Source organism: Candidatus Dependentiae bacterium, assembly GCA_003511165.1.
Taxonomy (GTDB): Bacteria; Babelota; Babeliae; order Babelales; family UBA12411; genus UBA12411.
Genome location: DOJW01000007.1, coordinates 147,357 through 170,266, shown reverse-complemented (window position 1 = coordinate 170,266; position 22,910 = coordinate 147,357). Strand labels below are relative to the sequence as shown.

Annotated in this window: 21 protein-coding genes; 14 read left to right on the top strand and 7 right to left on the bottom strand. The window is 32.3% G+C overall.

Going from position 1 to position 22,910, the window contains the following annotated elements; translation table 11 throughout:
* Nucleotides 1–6: 6 nt before the first annotated feature.
* A complete protein-coding gene (locus DEA20_03520) occupies nucleotides 7–1,494 on the bottom strand; it encodes a hypothetical protein (GenBank protein ID HBS48239.1) in 1,488 nt (495 codons plus the stop codon).
* Nucleotides 1,495–1,622: 128 nt separating this feature from the next.
* On the bottom strand, nucleotides 1,623–3,911 hold the full coding sequence (locus tag DEA20_03515; protein ID HBS48238.1) for a hypothetical protein: 2,289 nt from the start codon (nucleotides 3,909–3,911) through the stop codon (nucleotides 1,623–1,625).
* Nucleotides 3,912–4,092: 181 nt separating this feature from the next.
* Between DEA20_03515 and DEA20_03510 the strand changes: the two genes are divergently transcribed.
* Entirely contained in the window at nucleotides 4,093–5,475 is a 1,383-nt protein-coding gene (locus DEA20_03510; GenBank protein HBS48237.1) for a hypothetical protein, read from the top strand.
* Nucleotides 5,476–5,483: 8 nt separating this feature from the next.
* On the opposite strand, the gene DEA20_03505 is transcribed toward DEA20_03510, so the two are convergent.
* Both DEA20_03505 and DEA20_03500 read right to left on the bottom strand, forming a co-directional pair.
* Complete coding sequence (locus tag DEA20_03505) at nucleotides 5,484–6,878, bottom strand: phosphomannomutase (protein ID HBS48236.1); 1,395 nt, start codon at nucleotides 6,876–6,878, stop codon at nucleotides 5,484–5,486.
* 707 nt (nucleotides 6,879–7,585) lie between these two features.
* A complete protein-coding gene (locus tag DEA20_03500; protein ID HBS48235.1) occupies nucleotides 7,586–8,596 on the bottom strand; it encodes a hypothetical protein in 1,011 nt (336 codons plus the stop codon).
* 139 nt (nucleotides 8,597–8,735) lie between these two features.
* On the opposite strand from DEA20_03500, the gene DEA20_03495 reads away from it, so the two are divergent.
* The 10 genes from DEA20_03495 to DEA20_03450 all read left to right on the top strand — a co-directional run bounded on the left by DEA20_03495 (nucleotide 8,736) and on the right by DEA20_03450 (nucleotide 16,905).
* On the top strand, nucleotides 8,736–9,962 hold the full coding sequence (locus DEA20_03495) for a hypothetical protein (GenBank protein ID HBS48234.1): 1,227 nt from the start codon (nucleotides 8,736–8,738) through the stop codon (nucleotides 9,960–9,962).
* Nucleotides 9,963–9,980: 18 nt separating this feature from the next.
* Nucleotides 9,981–10,385, top strand: a complete 405-nt coding sequence (locus DEA20_03490) for a hypothetical protein (protein ID HBS48233.1) — start codon at nucleotides 9,981–9,983, stop codon at nucleotides 10,383–10,385.
* The gene (locus DEA20_03485; protein HBS48232.1) at nucleotides 10,381–10,923 is read left to right on the top strand and encodes a hypothetical protein; all 543 of its coding nucleotides are present in this window, start codon (nucleotides 10,381–10,383) and stop codon (nucleotides 10,921–10,923) included. Before DEA20_03490 ends, DEA20_03485 begins: the two co-directional genes overlap by 5 nt.
* On the top strand, nucleotides 10,920–11,339 hold the full coding sequence (locus DEA20_03480) for a hypothetical protein (protein ID HBS48231.1): 420 nt from the start codon (nucleotides 10,920–10,922) through the stop codon (nucleotides 11,337–11,339). Before DEA20_03485 ends, DEA20_03480 begins: the two co-directional genes overlap by 4 nt.
* Nucleotides 11,340–11,349: 10 nt before the next feature.
* Nucleotides 11,350–12,273, top strand: a complete 924-nt coding sequence (locus tag DEA20_03475) for a hypothetical protein (GenBank protein HBS48230.1) — start codon at nucleotides 11,350–11,352, stop codon at nucleotides 12,271–12,273.
* Nucleotides 12,274–12,285: 12 nt separating this feature from the next.
* Complete coding sequence (locus DEA20_03470; protein ID HBS48229.1) at nucleotides 12,286–13,386, top strand: hypothetical protein; 1,101 nt, start codon at nucleotides 12,286–12,288, stop codon at nucleotides 13,384–13,386.
* A 13-nt stretch (nucleotides 13,387–13,399) separates the two neighbouring features.
* Nucleotides 13,400–14,992 carry a hypothetical protein gene (locus tag DEA20_03465; protein HBS48228.1) on the top strand — a complete coding sequence of 531 codons (1,593 nt, stop codon included), beginning with the start codon at nucleotides 13,400–13,402 and terminating at the stop codon, nucleotides 14,990–14,992.
* A gap of 79 nt (nucleotides 14,993–15,071) precedes the next feature.
* The gene (gene tnpA / locus DEA20_03460) at nucleotides 15,072–15,542 is read left to right on the top strand and encodes an IS200/IS605 family transposase (protein HBS48227.1); all 471 of its coding nucleotides are present in this window, start codon (nucleotides 15,072–15,074) and stop codon (nucleotides 15,540–15,542) included.
* Between the two features lie 329 nt (nucleotides 15,543–15,871).
* A complete protein-coding gene (locus tag DEA20_03455; GenBank protein ID HBS48226.1) occupies nucleotides 15,872–16,504 on the top strand; it encodes a hypothetical protein in 633 nt (210 codons plus the stop codon).
* A gap of 62 nt (nucleotides 16,505–16,566) precedes the next feature.
* A complete protein-coding gene (locus DEA20_03450; protein ID HBS48225.1) occupies nucleotides 16,567–16,905 on the top strand; it encodes a hypothetical protein in 339 nt (112 codons plus the stop codon).
* Nucleotides 16,906–16,925: 20 nt separating this feature from the next.
* Here the strand turns inward: DEA20_03450 and DEA20_03445 are convergent, their stop codons facing one another.
* The 3 genes from DEA20_03445 to DEA20_03435 are packed head-to-tail and all read right to left on the bottom strand — an operon-like array spanning nucleotide 16,926 to nucleotide 20,216.
* Nucleotides 16,926–17,876: a hypothetical protein gene (locus DEA20_03445; GenBank protein ID HBS48224.1), complete on the bottom strand. Its 951-nt coding sequence runs from the start codon at nucleotides 17,874–17,876 to the stop codon at nucleotides 16,926–16,928.
* Nucleotides 17,864–19,195 carry a hypothetical protein gene (locus tag DEA20_03440; GenBank protein ID HBS48223.1) on the bottom strand — a complete coding sequence of 444 codons (1,332 nt, stop codon included), beginning with the start codon at nucleotides 19,193–19,195 and terminating at the stop codon, nucleotides 17,864–17,866. Before DEA20_03440 ends, DEA20_03445 begins: the two co-directional genes overlap by 13 nt.
* Nucleotides 19,196–19,244: 49 nt before the next feature.
* Complete coding sequence (locus DEA20_03435) at nucleotides 19,245–20,216, bottom strand: hypothetical protein (GenBank protein ID HBS48222.1); 972 nt, start codon at nucleotides 20,214–20,216, stop codon at nucleotides 19,245–19,247.
* Nucleotides 20,217–20,337: 121 nt separating this feature from the next.
* Between DEA20_03435 and DEA20_03430 the strand changes: the two genes are divergently transcribed.
* From DEA20_03430 to DEA20_03420, 3 genes are all read left to right on the top strand, one after another.
* On the top strand, nucleotides 20,338–20,916 hold the full coding sequence (locus DEA20_03430; protein HBS48221.1) for a hypothetical protein: 579 nt from the start codon (nucleotides 20,338–20,340) through the stop codon (nucleotides 20,914–20,916).
* A 54-nt stretch (nucleotides 20,917–20,970) separates the two neighbouring features.
* Nucleotides 20,971–21,738 carry a hypothetical protein gene (locus DEA20_03425; protein ID HBS48220.1) on the top strand — a complete coding sequence of 256 codons (768 nt, stop codon included), beginning with the start codon at nucleotides 20,971–20,973 and terminating at the stop codon, nucleotides 21,736–21,738.
* 211 nt (nucleotides 21,739–21,949) lie between these two features.
* The gene (locus DEA20_03420) at nucleotides 21,950–22,855 is read left to right on the top strand and encodes a hypothetical protein (protein HBS48219.1); all 906 of its coding nucleotides are present in this window, start codon (nucleotides 21,950–21,952) and stop codon (nucleotides 22,853–22,855) included.
* Nucleotides 22,856–22,910 lie beyond the last annotated feature (55 nt).

Genomic DNA, 22,910 nt, shown 5'->3' with positions numbered 1-22,910 from the left:
GGGGGTTCAGGCGGAGTAGAATAATTTCAATGCGATTAATGGAAGTAATAAAAAGTTTTTAGTTTCGGTGAAGTTATGCAGTGCTCGAGTAACAAATAAAGGTTTTTTAAGCCAAGCTGTTTCACAACCCAAAAGCTTGTCTTGAATTGTTAATCCTTTTAAAATTGTTTCCATGCCGCAAAATGCTACATCTAAATAATTATGTTTTACTTTGACTTGGCTTAGGGCTGCTAGAAATTTAACAAGAGATACTCCTGTACCAAAAGCTCTTACACCTTCTCTAAAACATTTTTCATCAGCTTGTTTAAACAAACTATATCTGCAAATTTGTGCACTTACGCTATCTTCTGAACTTGGTAAAAATTGTTCAATTAAATCTGTTCCAAGATTTGGATTTTTCTCTAAAAAACCTTTTAATGTTAATCCATCTTTTATAGCAGACCAAAGTCCAGCTGTTTTATAACTTTCATATCCTATTGTACACATTTGGTGGAGTAGGCTTGCGGCTGTAGGTCCTGATAAAATTATCGCGATAGATTTTAACCTATTTATATGAGGTATGAGTTGCTCGTTAAATTCATTTTGATTTTTTTGCATATATTCTATGAAGGCGGGCACAAAACATTTTTTGAAAAAAAGATCTTGAGTAACTTTTTTCTCACCATTTTTAACAATTTGTTCTTTTAATTCTTTTTTTAATTGAGCAATAGGTTCTTGTTTATTTTGTTTAATTTCTTTTTTTATAATTTGAATTTCCGTATCAATTATAGTTTGAACATGTGCATTAATTTTATCTTGAATATCAGCTTCAATTTGGGTATCAGCTATCAAATTTAAAACGTAATCAAGAGAATATTGGGCGGAATTAGCTAATTGTTTAAGATATTCTTCTGCCGTTTTAAAATCTGTAGGTTGTTCTATTTTTTTTATATTAAAATGTTCTTCTGCAAATATATCAGCAAATTTTTTGAACTCATCTAAATATTCTTTAGAGCTTATAAAATTTTCAGGTTTTAGAGTTGTTTTTTGTTGAAGTGAATAAGGTAATTTTTGCTTTATGAAATTATCTAAAAGTGTAAAAAGAAATTTTGATAAATTGAAATCTTCGGGACAGTTAAAAATAACTTCTGATTTTGTACCCGATAAGACTTGAGCCGTTATTGATTGAGTTTTACCTTGTAATGAATTTAAAGCTGTGTCTCTAATTTGTTCGCCAGCAAAATCATAACCCATTTTCATTAAAGAAGATGTTCCACTTTTGCATGTTTGCCAAAAACTAGTTCGCGGTACAACTAAACTTGTAGTTGCTACTTGAGCAATAGATAATTTACTCACTTTTGGAGCTGCAGTAGTTGTGGTAGCTACAGATTTGCTTGTAGATTTAGCTTGTTCTGCTTGTAGCATTGCTGCTAAGACAGATCTTGGCACGGATCCTGCTGATACTTGTGCAAAAAGACCAAAAAATAAGAAAACACCTAATATTAACTTTTTCATCAATTCCCCCACGGAATTTAATTTATAATTTACAGTTTGAAATCAATTTAAAGGTTGGGGGTAAAAATGCAACCGGGTAGGGGTTAAGTGTTAATAAAAATGCGAAAAATGGAGTTTTTAGTGAATATTTAGATTTTCTTTAAAAACGATGAAGAAACCTTTTTTTCACCAATTTTGAAGGAAATTGTTAAAAAGTATTGATTTTCGCTTTTTTTCTCAATTTTTTTAACAATTCCGACGCCAAATTTTTCATGCGATACAAGTTGGTTCATTCTCCATAAATTACTGGAATTTGATTTTGGGGGTATAATTGGTTTTGGAACCATCTTTTTTTCAGATGAAAAATCCATTGGTTTATTTGCACCGAAAAATATTTTTGGAGCATCGATTTTTATGTTTGATATAAAACTTTTGAATTTTGCTTGCAGAGAATATGTTGTGTCTTTAGATGTTATAATTTTTTCAAAAAGATTTTGTGGAATTTCTTCTACAAATCTTGATAGAGATTGTTCACAAAGTTGGCCAAACGTGTTTCTTTGTTTTGCATTTGATAAAATTATCCATTCTTTTGCACGAGTCATGCCGACATAAAATAGTCGTCTTTCTTCTTCGAGGCTCTCGCTGGTGTAAAGAGATCGCGAAGATGGGAACAAACCTTCTTCAAGTCCGATAATGATTATCAAATCAAATTCTAGCCCCTTTGCAGCATGAAGTGTCATCATCTTAACAGTGTTTGCTTCTTTATTTTGTTTGGATGATCTTTCTTCCATCAGCGAAACTTCCGCCAAAAATTCTTCTAAATCTTTTTCATTTCTTTTGTTTTCCATAAATTTGTCTTCTTGATTTTCGAAGTTTTCTATGGCGCGGCAAAGTTCTTTGATATTTTCTGTTTTGGTTAATGATTCTTCGCCTTCATAAAAGGTTCTTATGTAGTTTAAATATTCTGTTGATTCCAAAACATGATTTAAAAAATCGCTAGGTTTGCTTTTGGGTGTGAAATTTTTAAATGCAAGTAAAAATTCTTGGATGGAAGCAACTTTTTTGGATGTTTGTGGGATTTTGTTTTGAACTAAATCCAATATTTGTTGAAAGTCTAAAAATGGATTATTGTTCCATTCTTCTGCCACCAAATTTTCAAATTGATCGCCAAGACCTCTTGAAGGTGTGTTGATAACTCTAAAAAAGCTTATTTTATCAAATGGATTAATTACCAGGCGCATGTAAGCAAGCAGATCTTTAATTTCTTTTCGTTGATAAAACTGAATTCCGCCAATGATTTGATAAGGTATTTTGTTGTAAATCAAAGCTTCTTCAATTATTCGTGATTGAAAATGTGTACGATATAAAATGGCAAGACTATTTTGAGGTTTTTCTTTTAAAAAGCAATTTATAAAATTAGTTATAGAATCTGCTTCTTGATAATCAGATCTATTTTCTAAAACTAAAATTCTGTTTTTGCCTTTTTTGGTTGACCAAAGCTTTTTTTCATTTCGAATTTTGTTGTTTTCGATCACTTTGTTTGCTGCATTCAAAATAGGCTCTACAGTTCTATAGTTTTGTTCGATTTTTATTATTGTTACAGGTGCAAAATCATGTTTGAATTTGATCATATTTTCGACTACTGCGCCACGCCAGGAGTAAATTGATTGGTCTTCGTCGCCGACTGCGCAAATCGAATCTACTGCCAATTTGTTTTCATCATTTAAAACCATATTTTGCAATAAAAGATGTTGTATTTTATTTGTGTCTTGATATTCATCAACAAGAATATGTTTTGCTTTTTCTTGGAATTTATTTTTGAATTCTTTGTTCTTTTGGAAAATTTCTAAAATTTTTATTAGAAGATCGTCAAAATCTAGGCAATGTATATTGTTTTTTTCTTTTTCATAAGCGGAGTAAAGTTCTTGAAATATAGGCGGAGTTGCTTTGATATCATCTGAATTTAATTGACTATTTTTTAAGCTGGAAATATGCCCGGTGAGTTGCGAAATATTTATTTGTTTTTCGAGATTGTAACTTTTTAACAATTTTCTTAGAAGTGAAGTTTTATCATCTTCGTCCAAAATCGAAAATTGGGCAAATGGTGAAATAGATGGATTTGTACGAAGCAAATTTAGGCAAAAAGAGTGAAATGTTCCGACGAAAGGAGTGTAAGATTTTTTTTGCAAATAAAACGCAACGCGTTCTTTCATCTCGCCGGCTGCTTTGTTGGTAAATGTTAATGCGGTAATAGATTTTGGATCAACATTTTCATTGATAATTAAATTTGCAATTCTGCTTGTTATAACGCGAGTTTTTCCACTTCCTGCTCCTGCAATAACTAAAACTGCACCTTTTTGATGAGTTACAGCTTCTTTTTGTTGCTCGTTTAATTCATTTTCTAAAAAATTGTTGAAATCTAATTTTGCACTTAACACTTTGTTATCCTTTTCGCTTCTAAAAATTTAGATTTTAAAGATAATGTTCTTTTAATAAAAAGTCATCCTTAGGGTTTTTATTCTTTTTATTCAATGTAAACATCATCTTACTTTATAATTGAATTATATAGATGTTTTGGGAATCTAGGGGTATTAGGGATAAAAAGGGAGATTTAATAAAATGTTTAAAAAATATTTATTTTTTTTATTGTTGTTTACGCCAAATTTATTGTGTAATTTAGGTAAAAATCCAAAATATTTATTTTTTCAGTGTTCAACTGATGAGACCATTTTCGCTCCGATTTTAAATTTACAACTACTTGAAGATATGAGAAATGTTGGTTTTAGTAATTTAAATCGATTTGAATGGCTTACAAAAAATGAATGGACTGAAAAGTATTCTAAACAAACAAAGTCTTGGGAAAAATTTATACAAGATATTGTGACAAATAAAAAGACTTTTAAAGCAACAATCGATTTTTTAGAAAATGCGACAGCAAAGGGAGTTGTTTTTCCTCATATCTATGATGCAAATCGCAAAAATATTTTTTTACAAAAGGATAAGTCATTATTTTTACCAGTTTCACCAGCGTTTTTTATAGATTTATCAGTTGCCGAAAAAATGAAAAATGTTGGTGGCGGTTGTTTATTATTAAATTTAGATACTTGCTCGGCGCCCGGGATTTCGAAAATTATTTTTAAAAATTTAGAAAATAAGCAATTTGCGTTATCCGAATTGGGAATTTATAAATTAATGCTTTTACGTCTTGGACTAAGCAATGCAAATACAGCAGTTGCAAAAAGTGATTTGGATTTCCCCATTTTTAAAGAGTTAGAAAGATATTGTAATAAAGATAGATTTAATCTTTGGAATGCTGCACATTTCTCAAAAGATAATTTGTTTCAAGTTCAACTGGCAAAACTATTTGAAGAACGAAAAGATCTTTATAAAAAATCAAAACAGGTTGTAGATTTTTATTTTAAACCTTGGAAAACATATAAACAGCTTAAGAAGGGTGAGTTCTATGGTAAGAATGGTGAGAAATATGATTTTGCTGAGGTTCAAAAATTTTTACCAGGAAAACATCAAATTTTAGCTTACTATTTTTCTCAGCAACTCATGCTGCTTTGGTTTGGTGCAAACTGTGAGAATATATTAAAGATTCCTGGTTTATTTCGGTTGTTCAAACGTTATGCGTTTATCAAACAGACTATTAAATATCAAGGCGAAGATTTATATCTTTCATTTGTGGAGGTATGGCAAGAGGTGCAAAAAGCTCTTTTAGTGCAAACGCATCGAAGAGATTTTATTAGTTTCAATGGGCATGGTTATGTTATTTCTTTTGATGAGCAAATTATCAAAATGCAAAATGATGTTTTAGGTGTTAGCGATTTTGAATTTCTTGAAACTTTGAATTTTGCAATTATAGATTCGATGGTTTCAAGTAATTTAAATTTGTTTTATCGTGATCCACAAACTTTTAATTTAGATTTACTGCAGCAGATAGCAAAAGTCTGGAGAAACGTAAAAGATACTTTGCCACAAAGAAAAGCCAAAGTTTAAACAGCAGGTTAAAAATCAGTTTGGAAATATGGATTTAAAGCTATTTTGAATTCATATTTTATTGCTTCTAGGTTTTCGTAGCTATTTGCCTCAAATCGTAATGTCATGGCTGGTTGGGTGTTTGAAGCTCTGACCAGCCCCCAACCGAATGGTAGTTGTGCACGGATTCCATCGATTGTGATAAGTTTGGCATCAACCTTTTGTGAAAAATAAGATTTAACTTTTTCAACAATTTCTTGTTTTTCTTCTTCTTTGCAAGTGAGGCGATATTCTGGAGAGCTAAATTTTTGAGGAAAAATTTGCAGCAGTTCTTCTAAGCTTTTATTTTCTTCGAGCAAAATTTCAAATGTGCGCATCATTGCATAAATTCCATCATCATAGCCGAAGTAGCGATGTTTGAAGAAAAAGTGGCAACTAAGTTCGCCTGCGAGCATTGCATTATTTTGGATCATTGTATTTTTGATTAGTGAATGGCCGGATGGTGCCAAAATTTGTTTTGCGCCCCATTCTTCAAGTAGCTCCATAAGTCCACAAGAGCTTTTGATGTCGAAAACGATGGTAGCATTTGGAACGTCTTTTAAAATTTGTTTTGAAAATAAGGCAAGTAATTTGTCGCCTTCAACTATTTTGCCATTTTTGGTTATTGGAGACATTCGATCACAATCGCCATCGAATCCTATTCCAAGTTCAAAAGTAGAATTATTTTTTAATTTTAAAATTATTTCGTGCATGTTTTCATAAGTTGTTGGATCAGCTTCGTGGTTTGGAAAATTACCGTCGATTTCTTCGTAAATTGTTTTTACATTTTTCCATCCCATTGCAGATATCAATTGAGGCAATATTGCTCCTGCGGTTCCATTTCCGCAGTCAATAAGTGCAGAAATGGGTAAATTTTTTAGATGTGCGAAGTTGTCTGTGAGCCATTTGATGTACAAATTTGTTGCATCGTATTTTGCGACCGTGCCAACTTTGCCTGTTTTGTTTTCAAAGAAATTTTGAGATTCGCTGATTTTTTTGATTTCTTGGATCTCTTTTCCAAACACCGATTGTTTTTCAAAACAGATTTTCATTCCGTTATATTCTTTTGGGTTGTGTGATGCCGTGATCATTAAACCGCTTGTGCTTTCTGGGTGCATGAAAAGTGAAAAATAGAATGTAGGAGTTGGGCAGAGTCCGATGTCGATGACATTTATACCCATTTGCGTAATTGAATTGATTACTTTTTCTTTGATCGCTTGTGAATGAATTCTGCCGTCCATCGCTACAGTTACGGTATTAATATTTGGATTTTTGCTCAAAAAATATGTGACAATAGATTGTGCTAGGTTTTCTGCTTCATCTATCAAAAATGATTTCCCTATAACACCGCGGATATCATATTCTCTGAAAATGTTTGGTAACATATTGTTCCCTTACAGATTTGGTTTTTAATTTTTATATCCAAATATGATAAAGCGAAATTTGAAAAACTTAAAGGTTTGATAGTTAGCGTTAAAAATTGTTTTAAAAAACCTTGAATTTAATTGTTTTTTGGTTTTAAGAGGTATGGAAGGGATGTTTTTATAAATCCTATTAGTATTTTAGGTATTTTTCTTATGCTTTTTTATTCTATTTTTTTATCCTTAGCAGCTACGCGCTGTGCGGCAAAGGATGGGTGTGCATCCTTTGCAATCACACATTAAAGAGGTTTCTTTAAAATCTCTACAGCACTAAACTCGCCGGGATACAACTACGTTGTACTCCGACTCAAACAGGTAGTGCTGGATCAGTATTTAATAATTATATTTTCCTGGATTTCTATAATATAAATTTGTAGATTCCAAATTAGCCTGGCTGTTAGAACCGCAGTCCAGTCTAGCCCGACATAGCTTTATGCGAAGTCCGGGCTAGACTGGATGCGGGAGTTTCAGGCGTCAGAGATTCTAAAGAAACTTCTTTAGTTTGGGGATCCAAGGGTGTTCAAATCAACACCCTTGGCCCTAGCGGAGCTAATTTGATTAAAGAAAAAAGAAAAACAAACTTAAAGCAGAATAAATTAAAAGATAAACTAAGAATAAATATATAAATTAAGTTTTAAAAATTGGGATATAAATAAGGGATGATAAATTCCTTATGAAATGATTCCCATCTTCTTATATCCAATAGTTCGGCTCTTAGTTTTTAGCAGGCATTCACCGATGGTTGTTTTTTTTGTTTTGATGAATGCATCTTGTTCTTCTTCCTCTAAAAATGGAATTGTTTTATTTACAAGATCGTCTTCGATTTCTTCGTAAAAATCTAGTGGAAGTTCAATGCTGACAATATCTATAAATTTGCAAAATGAATGAACGAGCGACCATTTTAGACTGTCTATTTCGTCTTCATCATCAATGATTTCATATTTATAAAGATTATCAATCAAAAATGAGATTTTGGTGAAAGCGGGCCAGATTGATTCATAGTGGCTTTTGCTCCAGACTGATTTACCGATTATATTTTCTAAAAAGCGTACTGCGATACTTCTCAATTTAAACAAATTTTCGATCTTATCTTTTTCGTTTTGATAAGTTGTTGATAGTTCGCGTGTTAAATTATTTGAAAAGTTTTTTATGTTGCTGACTGGTGTTTTGACTGGTTTTAGGTATGTTTGCATTTTGGATTGAATTAGATAATCAAGTTGCTTTTCAATTAATGTTTTGACATCAACGTTTTCTGCTTTTAAATAAGGTTTTAAAATTTGTGGCATCTCTTCTAAAATTGATTGAACAACAGCGTAATCTACAAGTTCGCATGATTTCATTTTGTCGTTGAAAAGTTTGAATATTGTATAAAAATAAGGGATGGAGTCGTCTCCCAATTTGAAATTGTCTATAATTTTTAAAAGCTCGAGAAAGTGCCCGCTGTTTTGTGAAATGTAATCTGCATAGTCACTGCTGTTGTATTCTTCTTTTATATACTTTTCTAGTGCGGTGTTAAATTGCTGTGTTTTATATTCGCTATTTAAATTGACATTGTATTTGACTGAAGGATGCGCAGTAAAATAATTTTTTTTGGAGATATTTGATTTTGCAAAAATGTTTTTATCAAAGTTAATTATTGCTGCCAAAGCTACTACCAATATAACTATATTTTTTATTTTCATTCCTTGTCCCTTTTTGTTAAAGTGCTAAATATTAAATTGTTTTGCATTTTTAAACAAAGTTTTACGCTTTGGATGATATCATGGTCTTAAATATTTTTTCAAGAGTGAGAAAAATAAATTAAGGTAAAGGAGTTTAATTGTGCCTCTTTTTAAATATGACGCCTTTAATAAATTGGGGAAAAAGGTTAGCGGAACGATAGAAGCCTCTACCATCCAAACCGCAAAAGAAATTATCCGAAGTCAAGGTTTTATGCCGATAAAAATGAATGAAATTGCGGCCCTTGATGCAGCCGGTGGATTTTCGATAAAAGATTTGTTTGAAAGATCGGTCGATCAAAAAAGTATAATTTTACTTACCAAGCAGTTAGCAGTTCTTTTGAAAGCAGGTGTACCTTTGCTGCAAGGGGTAGAACTTTTGGCGGAACAATTTGAAGGAAAGTTGCGTAGGATTTTGATAGAAGTAAAAGATGATTTGAAAAGTGGAAAATCTTTTGCAACTTCTCTTGAACGTTATCCAAAAGTTTTTTCTAATGTTTATGTACAACTTGTTCGCGCTGGTGAAGCGAGTGGAAATCTAGAAGCGGTTTTGAAAAATTTAGCTGTTTATCTGGAACGAATGGATGAAATTCGACGCCGCGTGAAAAAAGCTATGTCTTATCCTGTGATGATGATTGGAATATCTGTAGTTATCGTATCTTTACTTATCACATTTGCGGTTCCCAAAATCGTAGAAGTTTTTAAAGAAAGCGGTATAGAACTTCCTTGGCCAACACGTTTTGTTTTGGGTATATCAGATTTTTTTTCCGCTTATTTATTTTGGATTGTTGTATTTTCAATCGGTGGTTTTATTTTGTTTAAATATTGGAAATCAACTCCAAACGGTCGTCATTCATTTGATAAATTAAAATTGCAACTTCCAATATTTTCATATTTTACCAAAGCCAAAGTTGTTGTAGATTTTACAAAAACTTTTGGGATGCTTCTTGAGAGCGGAGTGAATTTGGCAGAGTCTCTTGATATCGTTTGCAATCTTGTCGATAATACTGTTTTGACCAGAACTTTGAAAAATGCGAGAGACAAAATTATAAAGGAAGGAAAAATTTCGAAATATCTTGGTGAAACACAAATCTTCCCTCCGATCGTAAGTTATATGGTAAGTACTGGAGAGCAGTCTGGAAAATTGGCTGAAATGTTAACATCGGTTGGAAATGATTACGAAAGAGATCTTTTTGAACTAATTGACAGTTTAATTGCCAAAATAAATCCTTTAATGATTTTGATTGTTGGAGGATTGATTTTTTTTATAGTGTTAGCGATGTTCCTTCCTATGAAAGATATAGGAAGTGCATTCGAAAAAATGGGTTAATTTAAATAGAGGAGTCTTATGAATTTATCAAGAAAAAGCGAAGCGTTTACGCTGATTGAAATTGTTATTGCGTTAAGTTTAGCCGTTGCGTTGATGGCAACGGTATTTACAATCGTTAAAAAATTTAAAAAACAAGCTAGTGTTAAAGAGACAATACAGATAATGGGTGTTATTAAAAATGCTTTGCTTTTATATTCTAGCGATACAAACAAATATCCAACAACAAGAGAAGGTCTTGCTATTTTGCTTGTTCCACGTCAAGGAACTACTTATTTAGATAGCGAAAAATTTATAAATGATGCGTGGGGTAATCCTATCGAATATCATGCAGGACAAGAGATTCAACATAAAGAATTTAAAATTTATGAATTAATTTCTCAAGGCGATCCACAAGGTGGCGGAGAAATAGTTCTAGGAGATTAAACTTGTGAATAAAGTAAATCGCAGTGCATTTACTTTAATTGAAGTTGTTGTTGCTATGGGCATTATGATTTTTTTAATGTCCATAGCAACTCGGTTTTTCAAATTTAAAAAAGCTGAAGATAATATTCAGACAGTTGTTAAAAAAATAAACAATATAGTTTTTCTAACAAAACAAAACGCTTTTATTTCTGATACTAAATTTTCTATCGAAATAAAAAGAGACGGAATTGCTATTTTTAAGCTTGTTACAGATTCTGCAGGCAAGGGAAAACGAGAAGAGTTTGTGTCTTCTTATTTGAAAACAAAATATGATTTCCCACAAAATATTACGACACGATCTGTTTACAAAGATGGTAAAAGAATGGATGAAGATCGACGCGGCTCTGTGTTTGTAGATTTTTCCAAAAATGGAATCTTACCGTCCATCTTTGTGCAGCTTGCGATTGCAAGTGAGGGTGGAACTGAAGCTAAAGTGACACTCCAAGCGCAATCTTTTTTAGGTTATTTTGAACTTTTGGATGGATGGGTAAGAGAATGAAAATTGCAAAAAAAGCAGCTTTTACCTTTTTGGAAGTGATTGTCGCGATGGGGCTTTTTGCTTCCATTTCATTTATCATTTTTTATTCTCAAAAACAGTCTTTAAATTTTATTTTTAAAAGACGAGAAGAGGCCAGCAGAGTATTTTTGGTAAAAGAATATTTGTATAAAAAAATATTTCATTTGCAAGAAGATTTGGACGAAGCGGTTTGGAAAAAAAGCAGCTTTAAGAAAAAATTTGAAAAGCCCGAACTTGTAATAAATCTTTCATCAGAAGGTATTAATGGTAGATCTTCTCTAAAAGATTTTTCAAAACATTTGGACTGGGCAACTTGTGAAGGTAGCTGGAAAAGTTTTTTAAAAGGCAGATCTAATGAAAGCACTTTTAAATTAAAAGCTTTAGATTTTAAAAAGTAAAAGAAGAGTTATGCGAAAAAGTTATGGATTTTCTTTGCTTGAAATTTTGATAGCCATGAGTGTTGCGGCAACATTTATGAGCTTTATTATAATGTCGATGCGAAGTTCTTTTCGTTTTGTTGCCATCGGCGATGAAAATATAAAAATTAATGAGCAGGCTTTTTTACTTATAAATCAAATGGAACGAGATTTCTCATCCGTTACAATTTTTTCTTTTGATACTACTTCGACATCAACAAAAGAGGAAAAAGTTACTTTAGATCGTAAAGAAGCGCCTAACAAATTTTTTCAAGCGCAAACGCAGGAAGATGATACTTTGAATAGTTTGCGAAAAGCTAAAGGAAAACTTTTTAAAACTGCATCTTTTGTTTCAACATCCCCATTGCAAAATATAGAAGAAAACAAATTTTATCTTGTACGAGTAGGCTATGAGCTCAAGTTAAATAAAACAGCAGGGGACCGAGAAAAGCATAGTTACGACCTTATTCGTCGCGAAACTAAAAAATTAGATAATGTTTTGCTGAAAGAAGCAGATTCGATCACAAGAAAATCATCAAAAGATTTTATTTACAGCGATTTGGTTGCGAAAAATATAAAAGAAATTTCTTTGCAATTTTTTAAAAAACTTAAAAAGCAGGATCAAAAAACTGGAAAATCTAAAAAAGAAATTTATAAGTCGTTTGAATGGGATGGTGGCGAAAAAACAAAAGATCAGATTCCAGATTTTTTAAAATATCATATTGTTTTTTGGAGTGAAAATAAAAATAAAGAGTTTGTTTTTGATGGGCTTATAAATTTTTTTAATAAAAAAGTTACGCAGCAACAGCCAAAGCGCGTACGACAAGATCAGGGCGAAAAACAGAATGTAAGCCAGCAAGGTGGACAAGCTCCGCAGCAAAGTGTAAATCAACCAAACCAATCGCCGGTTACTTAAAAAAAGATTTTTATGAAAATGAAAAAAAGTTCTTCTTATATTTTGATTTTTGTTTTACTTGTACTTTCGTTTTTGTCATTTGTTGTTTCAAAACTTACACAGCAGACAAATGTTTATCTTTTTTTTACGAAAACTGTTTATCTGCAAGAAAATGCTAAATTGCTTGCTTTGAGTGGTATTACTATGGCACGAGCAGAGCTTGGAGAAGCTTATTTGCCTATAAATGAAAAAAATGAACAAGAGCAACAAAATAAAGATAGCAAAGAGCAAAAACAAGCCAAAAATTTATTGAAAAAAATATTGCCAGTTTTAAATCGCTGGCAAATTTTTAAATTGACTGAAAAAGAAGACGGTGTAGATGGGGAAATAAAAGTTTGTATTTTCTCTGAAGATGGAAAAATTAATTTAAACAAATGGTTTGATTTTCAAAAAAAAGAATTTAAACCAGACATGGCAAATATTATCAAATTGATGACTGTAGGAAGTAACATCAAAGGTGAAAAAATATTAAAAGATTTAACAGATTTTTTTAAACGAAAAAATAAACCTATTGAAGATTTATCAGAATTGCTTGAGATAGATTCTTTGAAAAGTATCAATTTGATGTATTCACCGCTTCAGCGAGTTGAAAAAACAGCAAGTGGTAAAGAAGATTCGACTATTTATTTGCAAGATTTTTTTACAGTTTATTCTGAAAGTGAAAAAGTTGAGCCTTGGTTGTTTTCACATTCGCTCGATGTTTTGTTTGGTGTAAGATTACCAAAGCCAAATGATGCGAGTGTGATGAAGGAAAATTTTGTAAAAGCAATTGATAAATTTAAGTTAGATCTTGGTTCGAATTGGGATGTTAATTGGGGTGCTTTAATCCCTATTTATGAGAAAAAACCGGCAGCATTCCAAGTGCTTGGTAAATTATTATCTCAACAATTTGCACCATCTGTGTATACTGTGATATCATGTGGAAAAATTGGAAATGTAGAGCAAAAATTGTTAGCCGTTTTGGTTAAACAAAATCCAAAAACAAGCTCTACAAATAAAGGAAGCGGTAGTCACAAGGAAGAACAAGAAAACCTTGCGCAATATTTTAAAGTTATAAAAGTTATTTGGTTATAAAAGTTTTTGAAAACTGGAGCTATCGGTGAAAACAGAAACTCTCGTTGGTCTATTTATACTCGGTGCGATCGGAATATTTTTTTATTTAAGTTTTACAATAGGTTCGTTTCGAGTAGATCGTGATAATTTTCATTCATACAAAGCTTATTTTTCTGATACAGCCGGTCTTGAAATCAAAGATCCGGTGAAAATTGCTGGAGTTGATGTTGGAAAAGTTGTCGATATCAAATTACAAGATGCCGGTAGAGCAATGGTTGTATTTTTGGTTAATAAAAAAAATAAACTTGCTAAAAATGCAGTTGCTTTAGTTCGTCAAGAAAGTTTGCTTGGTAACAAATTTTTGGAAATTGATCCGGGAGATTCTTCTACTGGTTATTTGATCCCAGGAAGTGCATTAAGTTTACCATCACAAGCTCCTGCGAGTGTTAGCGATCTTTTAAATAAATTCAATGACATTGCTTCAAATCTAAAAAGTGTAGTTTCTGTATTCAAAGATGTATTTGCATCAAATGAAGGTGCACAAAATCTTAAAGATGTTCTTAAAGGTTTTGCAAAAGCATCGGATACTATTTCAAATTTTTCTGGTGTGCTTGAACGTGTTTTAACTAAGAATGAACAAAACATGAATGGCATGCTAGAAGATTTCAAAGTGTTTGCCCAAAATTTGCGTCAAGATGGCCCATCAATTACTTCAGATTTGAGAGATTCCGCATCACAACTTCGCACAAATGTTTTACCTTCAATTTCTAGTGGAATGGAAAATTTTGGCAATGCTTCAAAGCGTGTTGGTGAAACATTTGAAACTCTTGATGATACAGCGGTGCAGGCGCGAGAAAGTTTCAAAGAGTTTGGACAAGTTGCTGAGAAGATTAACACTGGAAAAGGTTTGGTTGGTAAAATTATAAATGAAGATGAAACTTATAATGATTTCAAAAAGACTATGAAAGGTCTTCGCGATTATACATCCAAAATGCATTCTTTAGATATTTTGGTTGATATGCACTCAGAGACGATGTTCAAAGATTGGAAAAACAAAGCATATTTTGAATTGCGATTCCGCCCAGAAGAAGATTATTTTTATAACTTGCAGATAATTGGTGCTGATAAAGGGTCTGTAAAACGACAAGTTATAGACACAGTTCGTTATGACAGAAATGGAAATATTTTAAATGCACCAACCGTTAGCGATCTTTATAAACGTCCTGATTCGATGCAAGTTACAACGCAAACTAAAAATGATATTTTGTTTGGTTTGCAATTTGGTAAACGTTTCAATCGTTTAGCTTTCAGAATTGGTTTGTTTGAAAGTACATTTGGTGCTGGAGTAGATTATTATGTTCCTCTTAATACAGATAAATTACATTGGATTTCTTCTTTAGAAGCGTTCGACTTTAAAGGTGTAAATCGAATGAATGATAATCGCCCACATATAAAATGGTTGAACAGATTCTACTTTATGAAGCATCTATATACAGCATTCGGTGTAGATGATGTGATAAGTAAGAATAGTGCAAGTCCATTCCTTGGCGCTGGTATTCGATTCGGTGATAAAGATCTTAAATACTTTTTATCATCTGTGCCGATAGGTAGTGTTAAGGGTTCATAAAATTTTAAGGAGTGTGTTTTGAGCACTCCTTTTTTATTTAATCGAGCAGAAAACCCCAGGGTTTTAAACCTGGGGATGAATGCGAGTCCACTTGGCGAGGCAGCAAAAATCGGAGATTTTGCGAGTCGCCAATAAAGATGGCATACTCCTAAATATGAAAAAGTATTGGTTAGGTTCACATACAAAACACAGGCTTATGTACCATATAATATGGATACCAAAATATAGAAAAAGAATTTTAAAGGGGATGCTTGCGGATAGAATTAAGGAACTATTAATTCAATGCGCAGAAGTTAATAACTGGCAAGTACAAGAAATTAACGTGCAGATTGATCATATACATGCAATTGTGCAATTAGACACAAAAACTAGTGTTGCAAGAGCAATACAATTGTTTAAGGGTGGAAGTAGTAAAAAGATAAGAGAAGAGTTTCCTGAGTTAGAAGAATTTCTTTGGGGAGATAGTCTTTGGTCGGATGGATATTTTGCCGAGACGGTTGGAAGTTGTGATGAAGAAGTGATAAAAAAATATGTTCAAAATCAAAAATAGTTTTCATGAGTTAGAAGCCCCGGCTTTTAAGCCGGGGTGGCTTTCACTGGAATATTAAACCTCTTTCGAATCTACATTAAACTTTATTTTATAATCTTACAGTGGTTATTATCATCGAATCATATTTTAAATTTTCGTTTGCCCTGAGCGGAGCCATTTTATGGCGTAGTCGAATGGGTACGAACGAAAGTAAAGATGCAAGGAGTTGACTAAGATGGCTAAGGGTTTTGAAAAAGGAATATTGAATTTTAGAAAATTTAAGTTATTTTAAAAAAATTAACTTGTAATAAAAAGTTTTAACAAAAATAAAAATCAAAAAAGAAGGTCAAATGAAAATTATAAAAATTTTACCAATTTTTCTGTTTATTTTTTACAACAATGTTTTTGCCGGATGCGGGGCTTCAAAAGGTTTGGGCGAGCCTATGAATGAAAAGCCCGCTGAAAAACCTTTTGATGTATCACATTATGTAGAAGAATTGCAGCAACAACCTATATTACCAAAACCTCAGGCAGCTACAACGCCTAGGTTACCAAACAATTTTTTTAGATTTAAGATTTACGAACATCATGTACAAAATGAGCGCCCTGCTATGGAAGATAGATTTAATATTTTTGAAGATGAAAAAAGAATTTTTGCTGGAATTTATGACGGACATGGAGGAAGTTTTGTATCTGAATGCTTGCAAGGTAACTTGCAAGCATGTATTTTCGAAATAATTGATAAATATTGGTTAAACAGGGAAGTTTTTTCTCTAAGTTTTGCAACTGTTGAGTCAGCATTGAAAAATAGAGAAGAAGCTATTAAACAGGGTTCATGCGCAACATGCGTTTATATTGATAAGCAAAATAACACTGCTTATTTTATAAACCTAGGAGACAGTAGGGGTGTTTTAGTTAGTATTGCAGATTTGCGACAACAGATCATAGACCTTATGTTAAAGAAGAAAGAGATAGAGTTTTAACGCAAGGAGCAGAAATTTGTAATGGTTACGTACAGTATGCGGGCGCCGCTCCCAACATTGCAATGACTAGGACTATTGGCGATTTTATGTTTAAACCAGATGGCCTAAACATAATTTCTCCAATACCAGACATAACTAAAATAAAGCTAAAATCGGATGATACCTTTATTGTTTTAGTTTGTGATGGTGTTTGGGAAGGAATTGCAGGACCACCTTCCTGTTTTAAAGATGAACAACAATTTGAATGGGAATATAGCAATCGTGGCATAGGACGTCTTTTGACTGAAAACATAAGAACACATGGAGAAAATTTAGCAAAAGATTTAGTGGAAAAAGCTTTACATTTTTCCGAAGACAACTGTTCTGCGATTGTTATAGAATTGCAAAGAAGGAATAATTAATTCCATCTTTGCAATATACCTTAAGCAAAAAGCCCCTTTTCCCAGGGGTCTAGACCATCATTTTCCTCTTTCTCTATTCCTAAAATTTGATTGATATAAGGATTATCATTATTTTTTGCGATAGCGATGAGTTTTTCTAAAATTGTTGCTTCATTAATTAGATGCGATCTTTTTAATGTATTAAAAAACACTCTAAATATTTCAACTTTATTTTTATTAATTGCCGCTATTAAAATATTTATTTGTTCATTATTTTTATTTGTTAGTATTAATTCTAAAACGTAATTATTTTGTATTTTATTTAAAACTTGTTCAATTATTTCTTGTGAGTAATTATAGTTTATTAATAAATGTAAGATAGAATTGCCATCAGTTTGACATTTGTAATCGCTGAGCATCCATAGGAGTTCATCTGTGGTAAATGAATTTAACATATTCATACGGAATTGATTTATTTTTATAAAAAGACATATGTTTGATGCCTTCGAACGAAGTTTTTGATTGATGATAGTATTTGATTCGATTTGTTGTTTAAATGATTCGAATCTTCTTATTTGTCTTATTTGTTCCATTTCTTCTTCGGATTTATGAAATAAAATTTTGTCGGTAAGAGGGCAACTTGCAGGTCTGCATTGTTGCATGAGACGTTGAACTTCTTCAAAATTTCTAGCTCTTAAATCCGGTTCAGATTGTGATTCAGCAAGCGCGGTTTGACTTAATGGGCTAGGAGCATATTTTAGAGCCTTTTTTCTTTGTTGCGGCGATTCGATCGTGGCAGCTTGTGGTTCATGATGAAATATCGCATTAAGTTCTGTAAGTTCTGTTTGGCTCAATGGACTAGGGGAATATTCGCGAGCTTTTTTTCTTTGCTGTGGAGCTTCTGGTTCATGATGAAACATTGCATTAATATTGTTTAATCCGATTGTTAAAAGTAAAAGACTTAATATTTTTTTGTTTTTTAAAAGTTCCATTTAATTGTTAATCCTATATTGCCACCAAGCATATCTGTTTTGTATGATCTTTTGCCGTAAATTGGACAATCATATGATAAATAGATAGTTGGTGAATATTTATAATTGTTTATTGCTGTTGCATCGTATCCGATTTGAAAGTGCAAAACATGTTGGGACCAATCTTTCAAACGTACATTACTATTTACTACGTCGTCCTTTGTTTCTTTGTAAATTACAGAAGCGTCTGCTTGTTGTGCAGCTATATAAGTGCTTAAGAATGTACTATCGCGGACATCTAGATGTGTTGGTTCTTGTCTTGTGAAAGAGTAGCCAACGTTTATTAAAACTTGTTTAAAAAATGGATTGAGTTTCAAATATGCTGCAAGATTCCAAATATTTCCGGCATTCAATTGTGTGTGACCTTTTTCCAAAATTACAAGACCTGATTGTGTTTTATCTGTGGCCATTCGAATGGTCCTGCTTTGATTGAAAAATGTTAAAAAATTTCCATAAAGTCCGCCATTTAACCAGTTGCAAACTGTTATTTCAAATACACCACGTGCATTGACGCTATAAAATCCATCATAAGAGTTTGCGACATAAACTACTTGATCAAGTGGAGTTTTTGATGCTGTAGGGATTGTTACTCCAAGCTCGGCATAACCACTTATTTCTTGGATGTATTCGTGCATTTTAGCTTTGCCTTGCCATCCCAAAGAAAGATTTAGATCGCCAGCAGATGTTTTATTATAAGGTGATGTCAGGTTATGTAATCCATTTTCGTTTAAAACGGTATTGAAATTGTTTGTTAAAAAACTTTCAAAATCGGTATAGTGTGCTGTAGTGGTTGATGTTTTGTCGGTGTAACTAATCTGATTTATTTTGACATGTCGAAGCGGCATATAAAATCGTGCAAAAAATCCAGAAGTTAAATATTGCTGGATATCAAATTCAAATTCATCTACTTTCAATTTTCCATTTAATTCTATTTTGCCGTTATCACCGCCAAAAAAATAATTTGGAATTGTTCCGGTATTTTGGTTTAACCATTGATTTGTTATTGGTTTACTTGTTAAATTTTCCATGTTGTATGCAAGTTTGTTTACATTAATTAATCCATAAATGTTTAAAACATTTGTTGTGTGACAAGATGCATCATAACCCTTGCGTGAATTTCCTGTGCTATACCTTATTTGTGGAGATGTTGCCCATTCGGTAGCGTTTTTGGGGAAATTGCCTTGGAAATGTTGTGCTCGATAAAATACTGGTAAATCTGCTGCTTTTAAATTTGCGATAGTTAAAAGGGTAAAAAATAAAATTCTAAAAAGTTTCTTCATAAAATCTCCTTATATAAATTCGTTTATGCATACTCTAGCGAAATTTTGTTTATGAAGAAAGTTTTTGTGAACAATTTTTATTTAATGCCAATTTGCGTTCTTTTACAGCTTGAAAAAATTCTTCACATTTTTGTGAGTAGAGAGCTGGGTATGTTTCCAAAATTTTTGTGTGTTCTCCTTTTTCAGGATTCCAGGTCATGATTATGCTTTTTCCGTTTTGTTGAAGCTTATAGAATGCTTCGATGGAAATAAAATTATCATTTAATGCATGGATCAAAAATATTGGGGTTTTAATTTTTTTAATAGATTCAGCAGGTTTTACTTTTCGTACTTTAATTCGATATTTGTAGTATGCAAGGCCTCGGAATGGTTGACGGAAAATAAATGCGCAAAGTGGTGGGCCGTCGAAAATTGGGTACATGCGTTTTACTTGGTCTTTGAGAGTGTCATAAGATGATTGTAAAATTAATCCGTCAAATAATTGATATTTGCTTTCTGCTTCGATTAGCGCTACCGCTCCCATTGATATTCCAAAACCATAGATAGGTAATTTCTTGAATAACTTTTTGGTACGTGGGTCGGTTTTTAATAAATTTACAGCTGCTTCAACTTCATATGCTTCATCTCGACCAAATGTTGTACATTGATGTCTATGGCATTCACCGAAACGACGGAAGTCGAAACTGATTGTGGTGCAGCGTGAAAAAATTGATTTTCTATACATTTCCATGTCATGTTTATCGCCTGCTGCGTAGTGACATAGAACCACCAACGCTTTTGCATCGCGACATAAGCTTAGCTCCCCGTTTCTTGTTAAGCCGTCGATGGTTTTTATTTCAATTTTTTGATTTATATATTCTTGTGCGGCATATTCTTTTAAAAGTTTTTCTGTTTCTGCATTTATATAAAGCAGTTTACTAGGGGTTGTTTTTTTTACTTGAAATGGGAAATCAGCACTTAGATAATTTGAAGTGAAAATTAATAAAAAAAGAAAAACTGAAGAACTAGGCCTTTTAAACATTATTTTCCCTGAAATTAAAAATATTAAAAAAATAAAGCTGTAAATTTTTTACGCTTTTGTAATGATAAATAAAATGAATTATATTTTCAAGGTTATGGATTGCAAAGTTTAGGTTATCAAGATGTCTATTGATTCAAAGAAAATAATTACCGTTTCCAACTTGCTTACAGTTTTGCGGATTGTACTTGCTCCGTTTATCTCTTTTTACATAATTCGAAACAATTGGCAACTTGCTCTGATTTTATTTTTTATCGCGGCCCTTACAGATATGCTGGATGGTTTTGCGGCTCGGTTGTTCAAGCAGCGGACATCGCTTGGAACTTTGCTCGATCCTGTAGCGGATAAAATTTTACTTCTTACCACATTCGCATCTTTGATAGTTGCAAATATGTCGCAACTTGTTATTCCCTTTTGGTTTTTAATATTTTTGCTTGTGCGTGAATTGATTATTGTTATCGGTGCGCTTTTGGTTGCATTTGTTTCTCACGATTTAAAAATTAATCCTACCATTTGGGGAAAATTAACAACATTTTTTCAAATTATATTTATCTTCTGGTATATGAGCTGCTTTTTCTTTTCATGGATTCCAATAAAAACATTTTTTTTGTTTTTTGTTTTCATAATAATTTTTTCTACTTTTTCCTTGATGAATTATATAAACATTGGTATAAAGATTTTGCTGCAAAAATTTAAAAGTTAAATTTTTTTGTAGCGAGAGTATTTTTTATAACAATAAAATAAAGGAAATATAGATATGATGAACAAAAAGATATTCACATTGCTTGCGGGTTGTTTGGTTTTAGCAACGGTAAATGCAAAAATATTGGATACTGTTAGAGCAAATTTACCAGAAATCGGCAATCCATTGAGATCGGCAACAGCTGAAGATTATACACGAGCAAATGCTAGAATTAATGCTAGCGATGAAAATGCAACCGTAAAAGGCTTTAATGCAGAAATTATTGAAGCATTGGGTCATGAAAGTTTAACTGCTGAAAAATCAAGAATTGAAGCTATGTTAAAAGCACAATTTTCTTATGCTGATTTATCAAAGAATCCAAAACTTGCAAAGTTTACAGTCTATGGTACAGAAGCTTTTGCTGTTTTAGCAGCAGCTGTTTTAATTTGTCAAAATGCAGAGCTTGAAAGATGGGTAGTAAGTCACCCCGTTGAAGCTGCAAAAACATTTGGTATCGAAGCAGAAGATTTCATGTCATATTTGTGGAATGAACATAGAAGAGCTTGCTACGCAGTACTCGGTACAGCCGGAGTTGCAGCTTTAGGTTTTGGTGGCAAAGCAATTTATAATAGATTTGCATATAAAAAAGCAGCAGCTTTAGAAGCCGCTAAGAAAGAAGAAGTCGAAAAGCATTCAGGAAATACAGTTCCTTTAGCTAAATCACCAGAGTTGCCTGCAACCAGAGTCGAAGGTGTTAGTTCAGCTTCAGCTGTTGAAAGTGGACCAAAAAACGGTGGTGAAGCTTCTTCCGATGCGTTACATAAAAGTGGTTCTTCCTGGTAAAATCAAACATAAAATTTAAAAAAATATTTTAAGTTTTAAGGGCGAGGAAATTTTTCCTCGCCTTTTTTATTGCAAAATTTTTATAACATTTGTTGTTTGATTTTTTTTTGATTTGTATAATCGTGCAAGCATAAAAGAATGGATCCCCGCATATGCGAGGATGCCTAAATGGTAGATCAATATTTAGATTAGTGTAGAAGGAGTTTGTTTTATGAATATCAAAAAATCGCTCAGTGTTGCGTGTCTCTTAATTTATTGTGTCGTTAATGCAAAATCAGATTATCAAAATTTTGATAAAACATTGCAGAGTGTGTTTGTAAAAACCGATGAATATGCAAGTCAAATGCCGCAGGATGCAAAAAGTGTAGCGAAAAACAAATCTAATTATGCAATATTTTTGCAAGAAAAAAATAAGCTTTTAAAAATCAGAGATATGCTGCAAAAAGAGTTTAACAATCCTCGCATTGCTGCCTTGCTTGAACAAGATATGCGAGTACGAGAATTAAAAAATAATTTAGATCGCTTGTTTGATTTTAGATATTTGCGTACCGCTTTTGATTCGATTAATGTTGAAAATGAATATGAAAAAATGCGTTTATTTTTCCAACTTTGGCGAAAAGATTTTATAAGTTATCAGCACGCGATTGAAATGTTTATTTCCAAAAAAGATTCTTTTGACAAAGACGTGGTTGATTTGCTTACAACAATTCGTGAGTTTTCTTCTGTGATGGTTGTTGTTTGCGATCAAATAATTGAATATTTAAATAATAATGAAGACAGTGGTTTGGTATTGTTTTTGAATCAATTTTTTGCAAATCAAAGTTGGTATACAAATTATGCAGTGCTTGGGGGAATTGGTTTAGCAGTTATTGTAATAGCAGCTGTATTGATTGGCGGTAAAAATTATTTTGGATCAAATGGAGATGAGGATGATTCAGAAGTTCCAACTAAGGGTGGCTTATTAAAATCTTCCGATAAACCTAAAAGAATGAGTGATTGTAGAACCATTGGCCCAAAGATGGGAAAAGATTTAAGAGATATAGAACATTCTTGGGATTTACTTCCAGAAATCAGTCATTTTAAAGTTAGACTTGCAGCTTGGTTTAGAATTAAGTAAACGCTAATTTAGTTGAGTTGGAGATTAATAAATAAAAAGGGGCTAAATTTTTAGC

Excerpts from the sequence above, each read along its gene's own strand:
- DEA20_03440 (HBS48223.1), bottom strand. The coding sequence starts at position 19,195 with ATGAAGAAACTTTTTAGAATTTTATTTTTTACCCTTTTAACTATCGCA.
- DEA20_03425 (HBS48220.1), top strand. The coding sequence starts at position 20,971 with ATGATGAACAAAAAGATATTCACATTGCTTGCGGGTTGTTTGGTTTTA.
- DEA20_03470 (HBS48229.1), top strand. The coding sequence starts at position 12,286 with ATGAAAATGAAAAAAAGTTCTTCTTATATTTTGATTTTTGTTTTACTT.
- DEA20_03450 (HBS48225.1), top strand. The coding sequence starts at position 16,567 with ATGACTAGGACTATTGGCGATTTTATGTTTAAACCAGATGGCCTAAAC.
- DEA20_03455 (HBS48226.1), top strand. The coding sequence starts at position 15,872 with ATGAAAATTATAAAAATTTTACCAATTTTTCTGTTTATTTTTTACAAC.
- DEA20_03510 (HBS48237.1), top strand. The coding sequence starts at position 4,093 with ATGTTTAAAAAATATTTATTTTTTTTATTGTTGTTTACGCCAAATTTA.
- DEA20_03435 (HBS48222.1), bottom strand. The coding sequence starts at position 20,216 with ATGTTTAAAAGGCCTAGTTCTTCAGTTTTTCTTTTTTTATTAATTTTC.
- tnpA (HBS48227.1), top strand. The coding sequence starts at position 15,072 with ATGCGAGTCCACTTGGCGAGGCAGCAAAAATCGGAGATTTTGCGAGTC.
- DEA20_03520 (HBS48239.1), bottom strand. The coding sequence starts at position 1,494 with ATGAAAAAGTTAATATTAGGTGTTTTCTTATTTTTTGGTCTTTTTGCA.
- DEA20_03505 (HBS48236.1), bottom strand. The coding sequence starts at position 6,878 with ATGTTACCAAACATTTTCAGAGAATATGATATCCGCGGTGTTATAGGG.
- DEA20_03480 (HBS48231.1), top strand. The coding sequence starts at position 10,920 with ATGAAAATTGCAAAAAAAGCAGCTTTTACCTTTTTGGAAGTGATTGTC.
- DEA20_03490 (HBS48233.1), top strand. The coding sequence starts at position 9,981 with ATGAATTTATCAAGAAAAAGCGAAGCGTTTACGCTGATTGAAATTGTT.
- DEA20_03420 (HBS48219.1), top strand. The coding sequence starts at position 21,950 with ATGAATATCAAAAAATCGCTCAGTGTTGCGTGTCTCTTAATTTATTGT.
- DEA20_03500 (HBS48235.1), bottom strand. The coding sequence starts at position 8,596 with ATGAAAATAAAAAATATAGTTATATTGGTAGTAGCTTTGGCAGCAATA.
- DEA20_03430 (HBS48221.1), top strand. The coding sequence starts at position 20,338 with ATGTCTATTGATTCAAAGAAAATAATTACCGTTTCCAACTTGCTTACA.
- DEA20_03445 (HBS48224.1), bottom strand. The coding sequence starts at position 17,876 with ATGGAACTTTTAAAAAACAAAAAAATATTAAGTCTTTTACTTTTAACA.
- DEA20_03475 (HBS48230.1), top strand. The coding sequence starts at position 11,350 with ATGCGAAAAAGTTATGGATTTTCTTTGCTTGAAATTTTGATAGCCATG.